We start from the raw sequence: 19983 nt of genomic DNA on the forward strand, positions 1-19983 counted from the left end.
GGCTGGAATGCCAGCAAAACGCGAACGGCGCGCATCGCTGCGCGCCGTCTGCATAGGTTCCGGAAGGATAGAGGCTAGCCGGCGGCGGTCACAGCCCGCTGTCCCATCACCTTCACCAGGTTCGCGCGGTAATCCGCCGAGCCGTGGATGTCGGCGAGCAGGCCGCTTGCCGGGATCGTGACGGCATCAAGCGCCGACGCCGCCCAGTTCGCCTTCAGCGCCTGCTCGATCGGTGCCACCCGCATCACGCCGCTCTGTGACGCGCCGGTCGCGGCGACGCGGACGTCGCCCGACTTGGTCTTGGCGACGAACACGCCGGTCAGCGCGAATCGCGAGGCCGGGTTCGGGAATTTTGCATAGCCCGCCTTGGCCGGGATCGGGAATGCGACCTGCGTGATGATCTCGCCGTCTTCGAGCGCCGTCGAGAACAGGCCCTTGAAGAAGTCATCCGCCGCAATCGAGCGCTTGTTGGTCTTGACCGTCGCGCCGAGCGCCAGCACCGCCGCCGGATAATCCGCCGCCGGATCGTTGTTGGCGAGCGAGCCGCCGATCGTGCCGCGATAGCGCACGGCGGGATCGCCGATCATCGATGCCAGATGCGCGAGCGTCGGGATCGCCTTCTGCACGGCCTCGCTCTGCGCGACATCGTAATGTGGCGTCGCGGCCTTGATGGTGACGGTGTCGCCGGATACCTCGATGCCGATCAACTCCTGCACCTTGGAAAGGTCGATCACGTCGGACGGCGCTGCGAGGCGCTGCTTCATCACGGGAAGCAGGGTTTGTCCGCCGGCGAGGAATTTTGATTCCGCGCCCTTGGCGAAGGTTGCGGTGGCGTCGGCGACCGAGGAAGCGCGATGATAATTGGTCTCGTACATGGCTCTTCCTCCCTCAACCGTGAATGGCGTGCCAGACGCGATCGGGCGTCGCCGGCATTTCCAGCTTGTTGTTGCCGATGGCGTCCGTGATCGCGTTGATCACGGCAGCCGAGGCGCCGATGGCGCCGGCTTCGCCGCAGCCCTTGACGCCGAGCGGGTTGCCCGGACACAGCGTCGTGGTGTGGGAGAGCTGGAACGACGGCAGGTCGTCGGCGCGCGGCATGGTGTAATCCATGAACGACGCGGTCACCAGCTGACCGGTGCCGTCATAGACCGCGCCTTCGAGCAGGGCCTGGCCGATGCCCTGGGCAAGGCCGCCATGGACCTGGCCCTCGACAATCATCGGGTTGATCAGCCGGCCGAAATCGTCGGCCGCCACGAAGTTGACGAAGGAGGTCTTGCCGGTGCCGGGATCGACCTCGAGCTCGCAGATATAGGCGCCGGCCGGGAAGGTGAAGTTGGTCGGGTCGTAGAACGCCGTCTCCTTCAACCCCGGCTCCATGCCGTCGGGCAGGTTGTGCGCGGTGTAGGCGGCGAGCGCGACCATCGGCAGCGCGATCGACTTGTCGGTGCCGGTGACCTTGAACTCGCCATTCTCGATCACGATGTCGCTCTCGGACGCCTCGAGCGCATGCGCCGCGATCTTCTTGGCCTTGGCCTCGACCTTCTCCATCGCCTTCACGATCGCGGTGCCGCCGACCGCGAGCGAGCGCGAGCCGTAGGTGCCCATGCCGAACTGCACCTTGTCGGTGTCGCCATGGACGATCGAGACCTGGCTGATCGGCACGCCGAGCCGCTCTGCGATGATCTGGCAGAACGTGGTCTCGTGGCCCTGGCCGTGGCTGTGTGAGCCGGTGAGCACCTCGATGGTGCCGACCGGGTTGACGCGGATCTCAGCCGATTCCCACAGACCGACGCCGGCGCCGAGACTGCCGACCGCCTTCGACGGCGCGATGCCGCAGGCTTCGATGTAGCAGGAGACGCCGATGCCGCGCAGTTTGCCACTGGCTTTCGCCTTGGCCTTGCGGGCCGGGAAGCCGGCATAGTCGATCGCCTTCATCGCGGCATCGATCGAGGCGTGGAAGTCGCCGATGTCGTACGCCATGATGACCGGCGTCTGGTACGGGAACGTGGTGATGAAGTTCTTCTTGCGCAGCTCGGCCGGATCGACCTTCAACTGCCGCGCCGCCGTCTCCATCATCCGTTCGATCAGATAGCTCGCCTCGGGTCGGCCGGCGCCGCGATAGGCGTCGACCGGCGTGGTGTTGGTGTAGACGCCGATTACCTCGGCATAGATCGCCGGGATCACGTACTGGCCGGACAGCAGCGTCGCGTAGAGATAGGTCGGCACGGCCGACGAGAACAGCGACATGTAGGCGCCGAAATTGGCGTGGGTCTTCACCCGCAGGCCAAGAATCTTGTTGTCCTTGTCGAACGCCATCTCGGCCTTCGAGACGTGGTCGCGGCCGTGCGCGTCGGTGAGGAAGGCTTCCGAACGGTCGCCGGTCCACTTGACCGGACGGCCCACCTTCTTCGAGGCCCACAGCGCCACCATCTCTTCCGGATAGATGTAGATCTTGGAGCCGAAGCCGCCGCCGACGTCGGGCGCGATCACGCGCAGCTTGTGCTCGGGCGCGATGTTGTAGAACGCCGACAGCACCAGGCGGGCGACGTGCGGATTCTGCGAGGTCGTGTAGAGCGTGTAGTGCTCCTCGGCCTGGTCGTAATGCGCGACCGCCGCACGCGGCTCCATCGCATTCGGCACCAGGCGGTTGTTGGTGAGCTCGAGCGTCACCACATTGGCGGCCTTGCTGAACGCATCCTTGACCGCGGCTTCGTCGCCGAGATGCCAGTCATAGACGATGTTGCCGGGGGCTTCGGGATGCAGCTGCGGCGCGCCCGGCTTGATCGCGGCCTTGATGTCGGCCGCCGCGGGAAGCTCTTCGTAATCGACGACGACGGCTTCCGCCGCGTCCTTGGCCTGGTTCTTGGTCTCGGCGATCACGACCGCAACCGCCTGTCCGACGAAGCGCACGGTCTCCGGCGCCATCGCCGGCCACGCGCCCATCTTCATCGGCGAACCATCCTTCGAGGTGATTGCCCAGCCGCAGATCAGGTTGCCGACCTTGTCGTCGACGATCTGCTGCCCGGTCAGCACCGCGATCACGCCGGGCATCTTCATCGCCTCGGCGGAGTTGATGCCCTTGACCTTGGCATGTGCATGCGGGCTGCGGATGAAGTGAGCGTAGCTCATGCCGACCATTTTAACGTCGTCGACGTAACGTCCTTGTCCGGTGATGAACCGGCGATCTTCCTTGCGCACGACGCGTGCGCCAATTCCTTCAACACCCATGGTCTAGTCCTCCCGACCGGAGATTCGATTTGCCGCCGTTTCCATCGAGACCGGCGGTGATGAGCTTGATCGTGTACGGCGCGCGAGCTGCTATTCGGCGGCCTGCGCGACCTTCATGCGGCCGGCAGCGTCGAGCACCGCCTTGACGATGTTGTGGTAGCCGGTGCAGCGGCAGATGTTGCCTTCGAGCTCGTGGCGGACGGTTTCCTCGTCGAGCTTGCCCCCGTGGCGGTGCACGATATCGACCGCGGACATGATCATGCCGGGGGTGCAATAGCCGCACTGCAGGCCGTGATTGTCGCGGAACGCCGCCTGCATCGGGTGCAGCTCGTCGCCCTTGGCGAGGCCTTCGATCGTGGTGACGTTGCAGCCCGCCGCCTGGCCGGCCAGCATGGTGCAGGATTTCACCGCCCGTCCATCGACATGGACGACGCAGGCGCCGCACTGGCTGGTATCGCAGCCGACATGGGTGCCGGTGAGGTTCAGATTTTCGCGCAACAGGTGCACGAGGAGGGTTCGGTCCTCGACGTCGACCGAGACCGCCTTGCCGTTTACCGTCAGTTTGACTGTAGACACGCGTTTCTCCCAATAGCTTCGTTATGGGCCCAGTAGACCACGCTTCATATGGGACGTAACCGCGATCAAAGTCGTAGTTGCGGCCCTGTCACGAAGGCTCCGGGTTGTGCCTCTAATCCTAGCAGGCAGCCGTTCGATGGGCAATTTGCAAGCGAGCTGCGGCGTGCTCCGGCGTGACGAAAATGCGCTGCGGCGCAAGCGATTTTCCGCAGATCATTGGTGCTTGCGGCACGCCAAAATCGCCGCCGCTGACGCTACTACCTTCCGCCTATAACGATGCAAAGGCGTTGCTGGCATTTTCATCGCCGATGTAGCGACAGAAGATCGCTGATCCATGCATTTGGGTAGTGAGACGCGGCGCGCGATGAACCCATCGCGGCAACGAAACCATATTGGAGGAAGCCAATGAAGCTGAGGAGCGGGATTTTCTTTGCCGGCGTGTCGCTGGTCGCCATGGTGATGGCGGGCATTGGTCCGTCGAAAGCGAATGACTCCGTCGCGAAGGCGGCATCCGATCCGAACGGATGGGCGATCGCCGGCCACGACTACGGCAACACGCGCTTCAGCCCGCTGAAGCAGATCAATTCCGAGAACGCCGGCAAGCTGCAGCTGGTTTACTCGATGTCGCTCGCGTCGCTGCGCTCCAACGAGGCTTCGCCGGTCGTGATCGGCAAGAACCTGTATGTGTCAACCTCGTGGGGGCCGAAATACGTCTATGCGATCGACGCCGCGACCGGCGCGCGCAAATGGACCTGGCAGCCCGATATTCCCGACGACGTGCTTCAATACGCCTGCTGCGACGTCAACAGCCGCGGCGTGTCCTATGCCGACGGCAAGATCCTGGTCGGCCGCCTCGACGGAAAGCTGACCGCGCTCGATGCCGAGACCGGCAAGGAGCTCTGGACCTCGACCGTGGTCGACTACAAGCAGGGCTCGGTGATCACCTCGCCGCCGCTGATCGTCCGCGACAGGGTGATCACGGGCTTCGGCGGTGGCGAATATGGCGTCCGTGGCGCGTTGCAGGCATTCAACCTCAAGGACGGCAAGCTGCTCTGGCAGACCTTCACGGTGCCGGCGCCGGGCGAGCCCGGCAGCGAGACCTGGAAGGGCGACACCGGGCTGCATGGCGGCGGCGCCGCCTGGCTGGTCGGCTCCTACGACGCCAAGACCGACACGGTCTACTGGGGTACCAGCAATCCGGGACCGTGGAATACCGCGGTGCGCTCCACCGGCGACGGCAATTTCGGCAAGCTGACCAACCTCTACACCGCCTCGACGCTGGCGATCGATCCGAACACCGGAAAGATCAAATGGCACATCCAGGGCACGCCGGCCGACGCCTGGGACTATGACGGCGTCAACGAGCTCTTGCTCGCCGACCTCAAGATCAAGGGCGCCGAGACGCCGGTCCTGATGAAGGCGGACCGCAACGGCTTCTTCTTCGTCGCCAACCGCGAGACCGGCAAGGTGATCTCGGCCGAGAAATACGTCTTCTCCAACTGGGCCAAGAAGTGGGACATCAACACGATGCGGGCGGAAGAGGATCCGGACAAGCGTCCCGGCCCCGGCCATCCCGCCAAGGACATCTGCCCGAACCTGATCGGCGGCAAGAACTGGCAACCGATGTCGTTCAACCCGCTGACCGGCCTCGTCTACATCCCGAGCAACAATGTCTGCATGGATTGGTCGGTCTCGGACGTGAACTACAAGCGCGGCGTGTTCTATCTCGGCGCCGAATTCCCGACCAAGCCCGGTCCCGGCGGCTTCCTCGGCGAACTCGTGGCCTGGGATCCCGTGGCCAACAAGAAGGTGTGGAGCATCAAGGAAGACCTGCCCTTCAACGGCGGCACGCTGACGACCGGCGGCAATCTGGTGTTCTCGGGCAATCTGCACGGCGACTTCCGCGCCATCGACGCCAAGAACGGCAAGGTGCTGTGGAGCAAGAACCTCGGCAGCGGCATCGGTGCCGGTCCGGTGACCTATTCGGTCGACGGCAAGCAGTATGTCGCGATCGTGGTCGGCCGCACCGCGGCGCTGCCGGCCTTCCTCGGTGACATCGGCAAGCAGATGGTTGCCGCGGCGCCCGAAGGCGGCTCGCTGTTCGTATTCGCCCTGCAGTAACCATCGCGTCATGGAGGCAGCATTGTCCGTGTCCCGCATCAACTCGAATGAAATGCCGAGCTCAACGCGGTGCGTACAGTTGGGCAAGGCGATCCGGACCGTGCTGCTCTCCGCGACGCTGCTCGCGCCGGCCCTGTCGGCCGGCGCGGACGAAGTAAGACCGCCGCTGCGGCTCTGCGCCGATCCCACCAACCTGCCGTTCTCGAGCGACGAACCGGGCAAGCCCGGCCTCTATCTCGAGATCGGCCAGGCGGTGGCCGCGAAGCTCGGCCGTACGGTGAGCACCAATTGGTACAAGTCCTATTTCGGCAAGCGCACCGTGCGCGAGACGCTGCTGAGCAAGCAGTGCGATGCCATGGTCGGCCTACCGCTGATCGACGATTTCATGGGGCCGGCGGTGATCTTCTCGAAGCCGATCGCCCATGAAGGCTATGCGCTGGTCGGCGCCAGGGATCGCAGGCTCGCCGGCATCGACGACCTCAGGGGGGTGCGGGTTGCGGTGCAATATCAATCGACGCCGCAGAACCTGCTTGCGCAGCGTGACGATATCCAGAAGGTCACCGTCCTCAGTCCGGAGGAGGGCATGACCGCCCTCGAACAGGGCAAGGTAGACATCGCCTTCATCTGGGCGCCGGTGGCGGGCTGGCTCAACAAGACCAGCTATGGCGACAAGTATCAGATCGTGTCGACCGAGGGCGACGGCCTGCTCTGGGCCACCGCGATCGGTTTCGCCAAGGCATCCGGCGCACTGCGCGACGAGGTCGACGGCGTGCTGCCGTCGCTCGGGCCGGACATCGCCGCCCTGTTTGCCAAGTATGGTGTGCCGAACGGCGCTCCGGTGAAGTTCGGCCAGGCCGACCGGGCGGCGACGTCGTCGGTCGGGACAGGCGAGCCTGTTACGGTCGGGCAGGCGACTGCGGCCGAAAAGCCGGTTCAGACCGCCGCGACCGACGGCGATGCCAAGGGGGATGCCAAGGGCGACACCAAAGCAGGGCGGGAGGTGTTCAATGGCACCTGCGCCCATTGCCACGGCCCGGACGCGGTGCAGGCCGAACGAAAGATCGACCTCCGGCTGCTCAAGAAGCGCTATGCTGACGAGATGGAAGCGACCTTCTGGAAGACGGTCCATGATGGGCGGCCGGCCAAGGGCATGCCGGCCTGGAAGGACGTCTTCAGCGACGACGAGCTGAGAAACGTGTATGCCTATCTGCAGAGCGTGCAGGATACCGGCGGGAACTAGGCAAAGAGCAGTGCGAGGGTCCTCATGATGGGGTTCCTGATCATCGACGATCACCCCCTATTCGGCGAGGCGCTTGGCAATGCCATCCGCATCTCGCATCCCGATGCCCGGATCTATGAGGCGACCTCGATCAAGAGTGCGCTCGGCATCCTCGCCAGCGAGCCGAATATCGACCTCGCGCTGCTCGACCTGCTGCTGCCCGACGTGGTCGGCTTCTCCGGCTTCCAGAAGATCAGGGATCGCTATCCGCGGCTGCCGATCGCCATCGTCTCCAGCGAGGAAGACAAGCACACCATTCGCGAGGCGCTGGAGATGGGCGCGGTCGGCTATCTACCGAAATCGACCTCGCTCGGCGAGTTGTCGCAGGCGATCGCCCGCGTGCTGAGCGGATCGGTGTCGGCGCCGCGGGATTTCGTCGCGGTCGGCGCGCTCGATCACTCGGAGACCGCGCGGACGCTGCGCGAGCGGATCCAGAAGCTGACGCCGCAACAGATCCGCGTGCTGCATCTGATCATCCGCGGCCTGCAGAACCGCGAGATCGCCGCCGAGCTCAAGCTCGCGGAATCCACCGTGAAGGCGCATGTGACCGAGATCCTGCGCAAGCTGAAGCTGTTCAGCCGCAACAAGGCGATCATCGAGCTCGGCAAGATTCCGCTTCCCGTCCTTGAAGCCAACGCGGGCGCGAAGGCAGAGAAGTCGCCCTAGGTTTGCTGCGCTGCAAGGCGAACGCATCCGGGGTGCTACCGATAGGCTGCCGGTCAACTTTGGGATAACGTCGTTGCACAATGGCTGTCATGGGCATCCGAGGGAGGACGGCGCAGCATTGACCACCACCGTGTCCTTGGCGGACCAGCCGCCGCTCGATAGAGCGGGTGCGCCTCGACTGCTGATCGTCGAGGATCACCCGCTGTTCCGTGCCGCCCTGATCGGCGTGATAAGCGCCGAGTTTCCCGAGGCCGAGGTGTTGCAGGCCACCTCGATCGACGGCGCGCTGGATGTGATCGCCGCGCGCGACGGCCTCGATCTGATCCTGCTCGACTTGTCGATGCCGGGGACCACGGGTCTGCTCGGCGCCTACCGGGTGCGGGCCGCCGCGCCGCGCAGCGCGCTGGTGATCGTGTCCGCGCATGACGAGTCCCGGATCGTCGGTGGTGCGATCTCGCTCGGCATCTCCGGCTACATCCCGAAGTCGACGCCGAAGTTCGAGCTGGCGCGGTTGCTGCGCGGCATCCTCGAAGGCGAGGTGTGCCTGCCGACGCGCTTCCGCGATACCGCCGCCGCACGCAAGGCGCAGGCCGAGACCAAGCAGCTGATGCAGCAGCTCGCCCAGTTCACCGCGCAGCAGCTTCGTGTGCTCGACATGATCTGCCGGGGCTTGCAGAACAAGCACATCGCCTATGAGCTCGATATCTCGGTCACCACCGTGAAGGTGCATGTCTCGGAGATCCTGCGCAAGCTCGGCGTGCGCAGCCGGACCGAGGCGATCATCGCGCTGTCGAAGCTCGATTTCGGCAAACACGACCACGCGCCGGTGACGGCCGCGTTGTCGCGCGACGCCAAATCATAGCCGCGTGGACGACTGCTCCGCTGCCAGCAGGAACGACAGCAGCGAGCGCATCTCGGCCGGCTTGATCGGCTTTTTCAGCAGTTCGTGGCCGAACGCCGAGACGTCGGACGCGGCCTTGGCCGAGTAATCGGCGGTGACGATGATCGCCGGGACCTTGGCGTTGATCTCGCCGCGGATCACATCGACGGCCTGGATGCCGGTCTCGCCATTGTCGAGATGCAGATCGGCGATGATGGCGTCCGGGATGCCGTCGAGCGCATGGATGCGCTCGAGCGCCTCGGTCTTGGAGATCGTCACCGCGACGTCGCAGCCCCATTTCTCCAGCAGATGGGCGAGACCCTCGGCACTAGAGAGGTCGTTCTCGATCAGCAGGATCTTGGCGCCCTCCATGCCGCCATAGCGATAGTCGACGCTGGCTTGTTCGCGGACCGGGATTGCAATCGGATCGAACGTGCGCGGCACGGTGACCGAGAACACCGAGCCCTTGCCGGCGTGCGAACTCAACCTGATGTCATGACCGAGCAGATCGGCAAACCGGCGCACGATCGACAGGCCAAGCCCGATACCCGCTTTGTCGCTGGCGCCGGCGTCGCCGCGCTGGAATTCGACGAAGATCGCCTCGCGCTGGGCCTCCGGGATGCCCGGCCCGGTGTCGTGCACCTCGATGCAGATGTCACGGCCCTTGAGGCGACATCCCATCAGCACGGTGCCGCGCTGGGTGTAGCGCAGCGCGTTGGCGACGAGGTTCTGCAGGATCCGGCGCAGCATCAGCGGATCGGAGCGAACCACGGCGGATGACGGCATGATCCGAAAGCCGAGATTGCGCTTGGCGGCGGTCGCGACGAATTCCTGCTCCAGCGCCTCGAACACCGCGGCGATCGCGACCGGACCGAATTCGGGCCGGAGCACGCCGGCGTCGAGCTTCGAGATGTCGAGCAGCGTCCGCAGCATGTCTTCCAGCGTCGCCAGCGAACGGTCGATCTGGTCGGTCAGCGCGACGCTCTTCGGCTCGGACGCCATTTCGGTGAGCGCGGACAGCGTCAGCCGCGCCGCATTGAGCGGCTGCAACAGGTCGTGCGTCACCGAAACCAGCACCGATGATTTCAGCGAGCTTGCCGCCTCGGCCTGCTGCTTGGCCTGCAGCAGGCGTCCGTTGGTTTTCTCCAGCGATTGCAGCGCCTGCTTGAGCTGCTGGGTGCGGTCGCGCACCTGCTGGTCCAGCGCAATGGCGGTCTCGAACAACGAAAAGGCGTTGAGCTGCTGGTCGGTCGACCGTTCGACGCGCGACATCAGCGCGGCGTTGATCTTGCGCAGCTTCTCGGCTTCGCGTTCGAGGGCGGCAATGCGCGTGGTCTTGCTGTCGGTCATTGCGGCGCGATCGCCCGCTTGCCGATGGCGATGCCGGTCAGCGTCTGGTTGACATGCATCGAGCGATACTGCTCGCCATAGGTCTGAAAGCCAATCACCTTGTTGCGGCGATAGAGCTCCGACATCTCCCGTGACAGCTGGCGCTGCTCGACGTCGAGCCGGCGCAGCACGCATTCGAAGCCGATGAACATCGAGACCTCGCCGAGATCCTCGGTCAGCTCCTCGAGCAGTCGGCTGGTCACGTCGATCGGGTCGCGCTCCCGCGCCACCGTCAGCACCATGCCCTCGTCGATCGCGCAGAAGAATTGCAGCGACCCGTCGGGATTGGTGCGCTGGATCGAGCGCGCGTAATAGGCGCCGCCGACCCGGACCAGCACCGGATGCGCGGCAAAGGAGAACAATTCGAGCTTGCTGTCGCTGAGGCCCACGGCGCGGGAATACTCCAGCGCCGCCGGCTCGGCGTTCAATTCCTTGACGATGCGGTGCTCGGTGTCGGCCTCGGTCACCACCATCTTGGTCGAGGTCGGCTCGAAATGGTCGCACTTGAAGGTGCGGAACGGCAGCCGGGTGCGGATCAGGATCAGGACGGCGGCATCGCTATGGGCCTTGCCGTCATGGAACACCCAGGATTTCTCGAACCGCAACCCGTCGCCGGCGGAGCCGCCGACGACCGGGATGTCGCCGAGCGAGGCGTAGATCGCCGACATGATGGTCTCCTCACGCTGGCACATGCCGTCGATGAAGAGCAGTCCGAAGGACTCGTCGGTGTGGCCGCAATGCTCGGTGCGCTGCGCGAATTCGTGCTGCAGCTCGGTGCAGATCGAGCGGCCGTGGTCGACCCGGAATGTCGAGACGTCGAACAACGGCCGGGCCGCGATGACGAAATCGGCCGCGTCGAATCCCATCGCGACGACGCTGTCCTCATCCCAGCCGCGCGGCGATAGTTCGCCGGCGGTGGTGCAGCCGAAGATCGGAATGTCGGGCATCCGCTTCGACAGTTCGGCGATGAACGCTTGCGGATCGTAGAACGGCGACACGAACACCACGAGCATGGCGAGCTCGGCCCCCGCCAATTGGCTCGCGATCTCGTCGGCCGCCTCCTGCGGCCCGTCCGTCTTTGCCTGCACCACGACGATACTGTCGGTGGCCCTGCCGTTCTGCTTCGCCAAACGCATCCTCCCTGACCATAATTGTTTGCTTTTCTTGGCGCGGCCGGTTGGGCTCGCGCGGGTCTCAAGGGCATCCGGAGCTTAGCCGCGATCGGTTGCGGCCACGCCCGCCTTTATCGTCTAGGTCGTGAGGGGAATGTCATGGGACGGCTGGCTTCGCCGGCAGCAAGCGCGAACGGCGCCGTTCGACGCGATGACATGGGACACCTCCCGATGTGTTCTCCCGGCCCGGGCAGGGACAGGTTTGATCGGTTCTAAACTATCGGGCCGCCGCCGCGCGTCAATCTTCGGTTTGGCGCGACCAAGGTAGTACCGGGGCCATACGGGTCGAATTGCTGCCCATTTACCGGACCTTATTGATTCTGCCTTAGTTTTGCCCTCCGGGGACTGGGGCGGGTTGCTGCCGGACCCCGCGTGGTTTTCAGAATGAAGACGGGGGTTGGAATGCCGGGACTGAAGCGATCGTTGTCGATCAGGTTCCCAACCCTCAGATTCCGCGCCAAGATCATGCTCGGCTTTGCCGTCACGCTGGCGCTGTCGGCAGCCACCATGGGCTTTGCCTATATGGGCTTCGAGCGGGTCTCCGCCGGGGTCGGCTCCTATCGCCAGAGCGTCGCGGAAGCCGATCTCGCCCGCAACATCGACCGCGAATTGATCTCCTACCGTTCGCTGGCGCGCTACTACGTCGCCACCGGCAAGGAGGACGATGCCAAAGCGGCGCTCGCCGCCGAGGCCAGCCTGAAGGATGCCATCGTGGCGTCGATGAAGGGCACCACCAATCCGGCCCGGCTCGAGCAGGTCACCAAGCTGGAGCGCGAATTCCGCGCCTTCACCAAGATCTTTGCCGAGATCGTCCGCATCAAGGACGAAAGCGCACAGACCGCGCAGAACAAGCTGACGCGCAGCGCAACCTCGATCCGCTACAAACTCGACGATCTGCCGAGCAACGCCGACGATTCCGAGCTGCAATCGATCCAGTTCGGCGCCAAGAAGGTGACCGACCAGTTGCTGTCTATCACCGGGGCGGTCAACAGTTTCGTCGCCAACGGCGACAAGACGGTCGCCTCCAGCGCGCTCGCGAGGTTGAAATTCGCCGACAATCTGGTGAAGGCGATCACCTCTAGGGACGAGCGGATCACCCAGAGCGTGAAGGACATCACCGGCCTGCTCGAGGAGTACCGCGAGGCGCTCGCCAAGCTGATCGCGAATGCGAAGTCGATCGACGAATTGACCGTCGAGATGACGGAATCCGCGGCTGCAATCAGCCAGGGCGCGGCGGCGATGAAGTCCGATTTGCTCGCCGATCAGAAACGGCTTGAGACCGAATCGCACACCATGATCGGCGACACCGAGCAGCTGATCCTGATGCTCGCGGCCGGCAGCTTCGTGCTCGGGCTCGGCTGGGCGTTCCTGCTCGGCAAGGGCATTTCGCGGCCGATCGCGGCGATGTGTGCGGCGATGCGCGAGCTCGCCGCCGGCAATTTCGACGTCGTGCTGCCCGGCCTCGGCCGTCGCGACGAGCTCGGCGAGATGGCCGGCGCGGTGGAGGAGTTCAAGGTCCAGGCGGTCGCCAAGGCCGAGCGCGATGCCGCGACCCAGGAAGCGCAGAACAAGGCGAGCGCGACCGCGCGGCGCAACGAGCTGATTCGTTTCGCCGACGAATTCGAATCCGCGGTCGGCTCGATCGTCTCCAACGTGTCGGCGTCCGCCGTGCAGCTCGAATCCGCGGCCGGTACGCTGACGCGGACTGCGGAGACCACGCAAAACCTGTCGAGCCAGGTCGCCGCCGCCTCCGAGGAGGCCTCCAGCAACATGCAGTCGGTGGCATCCGCGACCGAGGAATTGTCGGCGTCGGTCGACGAGATCGGACGCCGCGCCAAGGAGTCCAGCCAGATCGCCGATTCCGCCGTGCGTCAGGCCGAGCAGACCGATGCGCGGATCGGCAAGCTCTCGCGCGCCGCGCAGGAGATCGGCGACGTGGTCAAGCTGATCACGGCGATCGCCGAGCAGACCAATCTCTTGGCGCTGAACGCCACCATCGAGGCCGCGCGCGCCGGCGATGCGGGCCGCGGCTTCGCGGTGGTCGCCTCCGAGGTGAAGTCGCTGGCGAGCCAGACCGCGCGCGCCACCGACGAGATCTCCACCCACATCACCGGCATGCAGGCCGCGACGCAGGAATCGGTTGCCGCGATCAAGGAGATCGGCGGCACGATCGGGCAGATCTCCGGGATCGCGACCAACATCGCAAGCTCGGTCGAGCAGCAGAGCGCGGCCACGCAGGAGATCGCGCGCAGCGTGCAGAACGTCGCGCAAGGCACCCAGGAAGCCGCTTCCAGCGTCACCCAGGTCAATCGCGGCGCCACCGAGACGGGAGCCGCCTCCGAAGAGGTGCTGAACTCGGCCCGCTCGCTGTCGATCGAAAGCTCGCGGCTGCGCGAGGAGCTCGACCGCTTCATGGCCAACATCCGCGCGGCGTAGCGAGCGCGCGGGCCTATCAACTATCGTCCTCCCGGCGCAGGCCGGGACCCATAACCACCGCCGTTCGTTGGTGTGCGGGCAACTAGCCGGTTGCCCTTTCCGATTGCCGCGGCGTATGGGTCCCGGCCTGCGCCGGGACGACGCCGCTGGGCGCCAGGACGACAGTATTGGATGGAGCTAATCCCGACCGAACTGGTGCTTCAACTCGACCTTGGCGCGCTCCAGCCGTGACCGTTCGGTCTTCGGCAGCGTCTTGCCGGCGCGGTTGATATAGAGGGTCAGCATCGACAGCGCGGAACGATAGGCGCCGCTCTTGCGGCGTGCGCTGTGCTCGGCGGACGCCTTCAGCGATGCGGCGATTTTCCTCGCGCTGGTCTGCTTGAACACGCCGCGCTTGAGGTCGAGCGCGTCGCTCTCCTTTGTTACCCGCTGCGACCAGCGCTTCGACGTTGTCTTTCTCGCACCACGCTTGCGACGCGCCGTGCTCGCGGACCGTGCCGCTGATTTTCGCGAGACTTTCTTGTGTGCAGCCATCGATGCCTCCATCGCTTTGTGCGGAGAACAGTTCGCCGCGATTGCGGTTCCTGTGCCGCAATGCGGGAACCGTTCCGGGCAAGTGGCGTTAACGTGGTGTGGCGGGCACACCGTTTGCCGCAATCCTGGGAGGGAAGACCTTGGAACGCACAGTTCCGGGGATTTTCTCATTGGTTCAATCCGATGAATTTGCAGCCGGTACAATCGAGTTCTGCGACAACGATCGACCGGACGGCCGCGCCAACTGCGCAGAGCGACGACCGCATCATCGAGACCTCGGTCCCGGTTCGGCTCGACAACCTCCGCTGGAGCGGCTTTCACACCCGCGTCGTGCTGGCGCTCGGCATCACCTGGATTCTCGACGGGCTTGAAGTGACGCTCGCCGGCGCATTGTCGGGGGCGCTGAAGGAGAGCCCGACCATGAGCTTCTCCAACGCCGATGTCGGTCTTGCCAGCAGCGCCTATCTCGCCGGCGCCGTGCTCGGCGCGCTCGGCTTCGGCTGGCTCACCGACCGGATCGGACGCAAGAAGCTGTTCTTCATCACGCTCGCGGTTTATCTGTCGGCGACGGCTGCGACCGCGCTGTCGTGGAATGTCGCGAGCTATGCGCTGTTCCGCTTCCTCACCGGCGCCGGCATCGGCGGCGAATACACCGCGATCAATTCGACCATCCAGGAACTGGTGCCGGCGCGCTACCGCGGCTGGACCGATCTCGTCATCAATGGCAGCTTCTGGATCGGCGCCGCGATCGGCGCGTTGAGCGCCATCATCCTGCTCGATCCTGCGTTCCTCGCGCCGGACCATGGCTGGCGGATTGCCTATTTCACCGGCGCGGCGCTCGGACTCGTCGTGCTGTTGATGCGGATGTGGATTCCGGAGAGCCCGCGCTGGCTGATGATCCACGGGCGCCCGGACGAGGCACACAAGATCGTTGCCGATATCGAGACCTCGGTGCTCGGTCACGAACAGTCCAGCGAAGATTTCGACAAGATCAGGCTGCGGATGCGCGATCACACGCCGCTGCGCGAGGTCGCGGTGACACTGTTCTCGACCTACCGGCTACGCTCGCTGGTCGGGCTGACGCTGATGGCGGCGCAGGCGTTCTTCTACAACGCCATCTTCTTCACCTTCGCGCTGATCCTGACCGATTTCTTCGGCATCGCCGCCAGCAATGTCGGCTGGTACATCCTTCCGTTCGCCGCCGGCAACTTCCTCGGGCCGCTGCTGCTCGGCCGCCTGTTCGATACGCTGGGCCGCCGCACCATGATCGTGCTTACCTACGGCACCTCCGGCGTGCTGCTGGCGCTGTCTGGTTATCTGTTCTCGATCGGTGTGCTCAGCGCGCAGACCCAGACCATCGCGTGGATGGTGATCTTCTTCTTCGCCTCGCCGGCGGCGAGCGCCGCCTATCTCACCGTCAGCGAGACGTTTCCGCTCGAGGTCCGCGCGCTCGCGATCGCGGTCTTCTATGCTGTTGGCACCGGGATCGGCGGCGTGATCGGGCCGGCGCTGTTCGGCGTATTGATCGACACCGGATCGCGCAACAGCGTCTTCGCCGGCTACCTCCTGGGGTCGGCACTCATGTTGGTCGCCGCAGCCGCCGCATGGCGCTATGCCGTCGCGGCCGAGCGAAAATCGCTCGAATCTGTCGCGCGACCGTTGGCATTTGTGGAGTAGACTATGACGAAGCATAACATGGCCGAAATGGCTCTGGATGACGACATCGCCCCTGACGCCAAGATTGACCGCAGGATTGACCGCGTGCCGGCATCGTTGATTCCGCCGCTTGACCAGACCGCGGTGCTGCTCGACATCGACGGCACGCTGCTCGACTTCGCGCCAACGCCGCGCGAGGTCTGGGTGCCGCCCGAGCTGTCGAGCACGCTGAAGCAGCTGCATGAGCGCACCGGCGGCGCGCTGGCGCTGGTCAGCGGCCGCTCGCTCAACGACATCGACCTGATCTTCGCGCCGGAGGTGTTTCCCGCGATCGGCGGCCATGGCGCCGAGATGCGATTGCAGCCGGACAGCGAGGCGGTCGCCGCGCACGCGCCGCCGCTCGACAAGGAATTGAAGCGCCGTCTTGCCGCGATTGCAAAGCTCAGCCCCGGCATTCTGCTCGAGGACAAGGGCTATTCGCTGGCGCTGCACTATCGGCTGGCGCCCGCCGCGGAGAAGGCGATCTATGAAGCGGTGTCGCTGATCCGCGCCGAGCTGCCGAATGCGCCGATCGAGGTGTTGCCGGGCAAGAGCGTTTGCGAGATCAAGCATTCCGGCTTCACCAAGGCGACCGGCGTGCGCGAGCTGATGACGCATGAGCCGTTCCGGGGACGCCGACCGTTCTTCATCGGCGACGACGTCACCGACGAGACCGTGTTCGGCATCATGCCTGATTTCTACGGACTGGCATTCTCCGTCGGCCGCCGCGCGACCGGTGTCGCCGGACATTTCGCCGGGCCGAGCGATGTGCGTCAATTTCTCTCGGGCCTGCTCGACGATGACAGGGACGTCAGCCTGTCTTAATCGAGCCATATTCATCGCAACCGAATCGAATGCGGTGCTTTTGCGTCGTGACGTGGCGCTCGCGTGTAATTTTCTTTTCGCGAGTTCCTGCGAGCTCCCGCGCGCTCTGCCCGATTTTGGTGTCATTTGGGAGATTCCTTGATCAGGAACCATCTTGATGAATGGTTGTTAATACGCGAGTTGACCAACAGGAGGGGACCTGGTGAACCTCGTCGTCGTATCGAACCGCGTCTCGCGCGGAAAACCTAACGAACCCATGACGGGGGGGCTGGCCGCGGCACTGTTGCCGGTGGTGGAAAAGACAGGGGCAATATGGGTTGGTTCCAGCGGACGGGTCCGCGATGGGAACCACAAGGAACCTTTCGCAGAAGTCGAAGCACTCGGTGCGGGCGCGCTGGCGATGCTCGATCTGCCGGCCGCGCATTATGGCGGCTACTACGAGGGCTTTGCCAATTCGGCGCTATGGCCCGCGATGCATTCGCGCGCCGATCTGATTCGCGCCTCGCACGAGGACTACGCGAGCTATCGCGAAGTGAACGCGTTCATGGCGCGTGCGCTGCTGCGCTTTCGCAAGCCTGATTCCGTATTCTGGATCCAGGATTATCACTTCCTCGCACTCGGCGCCGAGCTGCGCGACCTCGGCGTCACGCAGCCGATCGGCTTCTTCCTGCACACGCCGTGGCCGGCGCGCGCGGTGATCGCTGGCGTGCCCAATCATCGCGAGCTGATCGAGGCGATGCTGTCCTATGACCTGATCGGCTTCCAGACCGATGAGGACTGCGAGAACTTCCTGAGCTACGTGCAGAACGATCTCGAATTGGAGGTCCGTGATGGCGTGATCAATTCGTCGTTCGGCCGCACCCGCGCTGCGGTGTTTCCGATCGGCATCGATCCCGGCAAGTTCGCGCAGCAGGCCACCAAGGCGATGACGCATCCCGACGTGACGCGGCTGCGGCGCAGCCTCAACGGCGAGAAGCTCGCGATCGGCGTCGACCGGCTCGACTATTCCAAGGGCCTCGTCAACCGCATCAAGGCGTTCGACCGGATGTGGTCGCTGCATCCGAACCTGAAGCGTTCGGTATCGCTGTTGCAGATCGCGACGCCCTCGCGCGGTGCGATCGAGGCCTATGGCAATCTCGCCAGTGAGGTGGCGAAGCTCGTCACCGATGTCAACGGCGTACATGGCGAGGTCGACTGGACGCCGATCCGCTACCTCAACAAGGGGTTCGGCCAGGGCGTGCTCGCGGGGCTCTATCGCACCGCGCAGGTCGGCGTCGTGACGCCGCTGCAGGACGGCATGAACCTCGTCGCCAAGGAGTACGTCGCCGCTCAAAATCCGGCAGATCCCGGCGTGCTGGTGCTGTCGAAATTCGCCGGTGCGGCGAACGAGCTCGATGCCGCGCTGCTGGTCAATCCGCACGACATCGACGGCATGGCGCGCACGCTCGCAATCGCGCTGGCGATGCCGCTGACCGAGCGGCGGATGCGCTGGGAAGCGATGATGGAGAAGCTCAACAGCGGCACCATCCAGCAATGGTTCGCCGACTTCATCGAGGCGCTGCAGGATACGCACAGTGCGGCAAACGCGGCGCTGCCGGAGCCTCCAACCCTGTGGCCGCGCCGCACGGCGGATCTTGCCGCGCGCTATCACTGAGCGAACGTTATCCCTGCGGGATTGGTGCGTTGTTTCGCGCATCCATTGTTCGGTGGTTCCGGCGAAAGCCGGGACCACCGCATTTAATTGCGAACGAGATCGTGGTCCCAGCGTCGCGCAACAATGCGCAATCGGGGTAATCGGCCGGGCCCCCCGTGCGCAATTGCGCGCTAGGCCTGGACGACACGGATTATGTTGCGCGGCCGGTGAGTGATACTCGCGCATTCTCACAATGCTTCCGCCCGCCCAAGCTGCCGCCATTGATTTGCGTTGGCCTGCGGCCAGCGAGCCGCGGAAATCGCCTGCGATGGCCATCGCGGCCGCCCGGCGGACCGGGTCGCCGCCAATTTACCCAGTATTTTCAATCTATTGGGGAAATTTTGCGCCGGGGGCCCGCGCTCCCTTGCAAAATCCGGCTGAGCCCTTCAAGAGAGGCCTCCCGGAGAGATGGCCGAGTGGCTTAAGGCGCACGCTTGGAAAGCGTGTGTGCGGGAAACCGTACCGTGGGTTCGAATCCCACTCTCTCCGCCAGTTTGCCCCAAAATTTCGTACCTCGAAACGGTGACAGGCCCGAAAACTCGGCCGTTTTCGTGCATTTTCACGCCTTGGAGAATGTCGGCCGTACTAAAAATGAGCCGTGAACGGGCCTGGAGAATGCTTTTTTCTCCGAATCCTAGAACGCCGGAAATTGGTACGGTACGGCATTTCGCGGAAAACAAAGCCTTCAAAGGGCGCCGGTTTTGAATCTCTCTCGCGAACTGGGCAAAGGCAGAGCAGGCGTTTCAAGAGCTGCGAGATTTCCTGAAGAATGACCTCAAGATCTATGCGGACAAGCGTTGGTCGATGAGCAAAGGGAATTCTTCAAAGAGGTCGAAGATGAAGACGGTGAGTTTGTGCGCGGCCGTTCGAAGGTTGCTTCATCAAATTACTTCAGAACCCCTCTAAATCTAGCGAGAGCCGATGCAACACCCGAGAAGAGATTTATGAGAGAGCTGGTCTCCCACGACAACGCAGAAAGAATTGAGGGATGGCTGAAGAATACGCAGACCGGCTACTACAGCATCGAATACGCTTGGAAGAAGGGGGAGCACCCCAAGCGCGGGGAGTTTAGTCCCGACTTCTTCATTAAACAGGGAGACTCCGTATTCGTGATTGAAATCAAGGGTGATGAAGAAATATCCGAGCCCTCGCCCGATAACTCAAAAAAGCATGAGTACGCTATTGCTCACTTTGATCGTCTGAACGAATGGCTGAAGAAGAACAACCGTCCTGTGCGTTATCAATTCAACATGCTGTCGCCGAAAAGCTTCAGCGCTTTCTTTCAGAAGATGCGCGATGGCGATCTCGGTGGTTTTCGATCCGAGCTTGATGTTGTGATGTCAGGTGCTGCAAGAGTTGCCCCTTGAAGCTTTGACTGATTGCCGGCGTTCGAGCGTCGCCTGAGGACCGCCGGCAAGCGAAAATACATCAGCTACCCTTGCTCCCATCTCTCGGCGGTCGCACGAAAGCGAAGGTGGATGCAACGCTT

16 protein-coding genes and 1 tRNA gene are annotated in these 19983 nt (G+C 64.1%); 11 read left to right on the plus strand and 6 right to left on the minus strand.

All coding sequences use genetic code 11. The annotated features are described in order from the left end of the window. Positions 1-74: 74 nt before the first annotated feature. The 3 genes from ACVIW0_RS01215 to ACVIW0_RS01225 form a co-directional block, all read right to left on the minus strand. Entirely contained in the window at positions 75-875 is an 801-nt protein-coding gene (locus tag ACVIW0_RS01215; protein WP_461350656.1) for an FAD binding domain-containing protein, read from the minus strand. Between the two features lie 13 nt (positions 876-888). Beyond that, on the minus strand, positions 889-3228 hold the full coding sequence (locus tag ACVIW0_RS01220) for a xanthine dehydrogenase family protein molybdopterin-binding subunit (protein ID WP_461350657.1): 2340 nt from the start codon (positions 3226-3228) through the stop codon (positions 889-891). 90 nt (positions 3229-3318) lie between these two features. Beyond that, positions 3319-3804, minus strand: a complete 486-nt coding sequence (locus tag ACVIW0_RS01225; RefSeq protein ID WP_028335209.1) for a (2Fe-2S)-binding protein — start codon at positions 3802-3804, stop codon at positions 3319-3321. Positions 3805-3977: 173 nt separating this feature from the next. Between ACVIW0_RS01225 and ACVIW0_RS01230 the strand changes: the two genes are divergently transcribed. The 5 genes from ACVIW0_RS01230 (at position 3978) to ACVIW0_RS01250 (ending at position 8732) form a co-directional block, all read left to right on the plus strand. Next, complete coding sequence (locus ACVIW0_RS01230; protein ID WP_461350658.1) at positions 3978-4118, plus strand: hypothetical protein; 141 nt, start codon at positions 3978-3980, stop codon at positions 4116-4118. Between the two features lie 91 nt (positions 4119-4209). Then, on the plus strand, positions 4210-5925 hold the full coding sequence (locus tag ACVIW0_RS01235) for a PQQ-dependent dehydrogenase, methanol/ethanol family (protein WP_461350659.1): 1716 nt from the start codon (positions 4210-4212) through the stop codon (positions 5923-5925). Positions 5926-6004: 79 nt separating this feature from the next. Continuing rightward, the gene (locus ACVIW0_RS01240) at positions 6005-7165 is read left to right on the plus strand and encodes a c-type cytochrome (protein WP_461350660.1); all 1161 of its coding nucleotides are present in this window, start codon (positions 6005-6007) and stop codon (positions 7163-7165) included. 24 nt (positions 7166-7189) lie between these two features. Continuing rightward, entirely contained in the window at positions 7190-7870 is a 681-nt protein-coding gene (locus tag ACVIW0_RS01245) for a response regulator (protein ID WP_461350661.1), read from the plus strand. A gap of 118 nt (positions 7871-7988) precedes the next feature. Then, positions 7989-8732 (plus strand): LuxR C-terminal-related transcriptional regulator, encoded by a 744-nt coding sequence (locus ACVIW0_RS01250; protein ID WP_461350662.1) that lies wholly within the window; start codon positions 7989-7991, stop codon positions 8730-8732. On the opposite strand, the gene ACVIW0_RS01255 is transcribed toward ACVIW0_RS01250, so the two are convergent. Both ACVIW0_RS01255 and ACVIW0_RS01260 read right to left on the minus strand, forming a co-directional pair. After that, positions 8727-10100 carry an ATP-binding response regulator gene (locus ACVIW0_RS01255; RefSeq protein WP_461350663.1) on the minus strand — a complete coding sequence of 458 codons (1374 nt, stop codon included), beginning with the start codon at positions 10098-10100 and terminating at the stop codon, positions 8727-8729. The two genes, ACVIW0_RS01250 and ACVIW0_RS01255, sit on opposite strands and share 6 nt — an antisense overlap. Beyond that, positions 10097-11269 carry an FIST N-terminal domain-containing protein gene (locus tag ACVIW0_RS01260; protein ID WP_461350664.1) on the minus strand — a complete coding sequence of 391 codons (1173 nt, stop codon included), beginning with the start codon at positions 11267-11269 and terminating at the stop codon, positions 10097-10099. Before ACVIW0_RS01260 ends, ACVIW0_RS01255 begins: the two co-directional genes overlap by 4 nt. A 444-nt stretch (positions 11270-11713) precedes the next feature. On the opposite strand from ACVIW0_RS01260, the gene ACVIW0_RS01265 reads away from it, so the two are divergent. After that, entirely contained in the window at positions 11714-13747 is a 2034-nt protein-coding gene (locus tag ACVIW0_RS01265) for a methyl-accepting chemotaxis protein (RefSeq protein WP_461350665.1), read from the plus strand. 177 nt (positions 13748-13924) lie between these two features. On the opposite strand, the gene ACVIW0_RS01270 is transcribed toward ACVIW0_RS01265, so the two are convergent. Further along, positions 13925-14281 carry a DUF3175 domain-containing protein gene (locus tag ACVIW0_RS01270; RefSeq protein WP_461350666.1) on the minus strand — a complete coding sequence of 119 codons (357 nt, stop codon included), beginning with the start codon at positions 14279-14281 and terminating at the stop codon, positions 13925-13927. Between the two features lie 183 nt (positions 14282-14464). Here ACVIW0_RS01270 and ACVIW0_RS01275 point away from each other — a divergent pair, with 183 nt between their 5' ends. From ACVIW0_RS01275 to ACVIW0_RS01295, 5 genes are all read left to right on the plus strand, one after another. Continuing rightward, positions 14465-15958, plus strand: coding sequence for an MFS transporter (locus ACVIW0_RS01275; RefSeq protein ID WP_461350667.1), 1494 nt, complete (start codon positions 14465-14467; stop codon positions 15956-15958). Between the two features lie 3 nt (positions 15959-15961). Next, positions 15962-16801 (plus strand): trehalose-phosphatase, encoded by an 840-nt coding sequence (gene otsB / locus ACVIW0_RS01280; RefSeq protein ID WP_461350668.1) that lies wholly within the window; start codon positions 15962-15964, stop codon positions 16799-16801. A gap of 202 nt (positions 16802-17003) precedes the next feature. Further along, on the plus strand, positions 17004-18455 hold the full coding sequence (locus ACVIW0_RS01285) for a trehalose-6-phosphate synthase (RefSeq protein WP_461350669.1): 1452 nt from the start codon (positions 17004-17006) through the stop codon (positions 18453-18455). Between the two features lie 441 nt (positions 18456-18896). Then, a tRNA-Ser gene (locus tag ACVIW0_RS01290) sits at positions 18897-18986 on the plus strand. A gap of 305 nt (positions 18987-19291) precedes the next feature. Next, entirely contained in the window at positions 19292-19861 is a 570-nt protein-coding gene (locus ACVIW0_RS01295; RefSeq protein WP_461350670.1) for a hypothetical protein, read from the plus strand. The last annotated feature ends 122 nt before the right edge of the window (positions 19862-19983 follow it).

The sequence above is a fragment of the Bradyrhizobium sp. USDA 4454 genome (genome assembly GCF_054822705.1).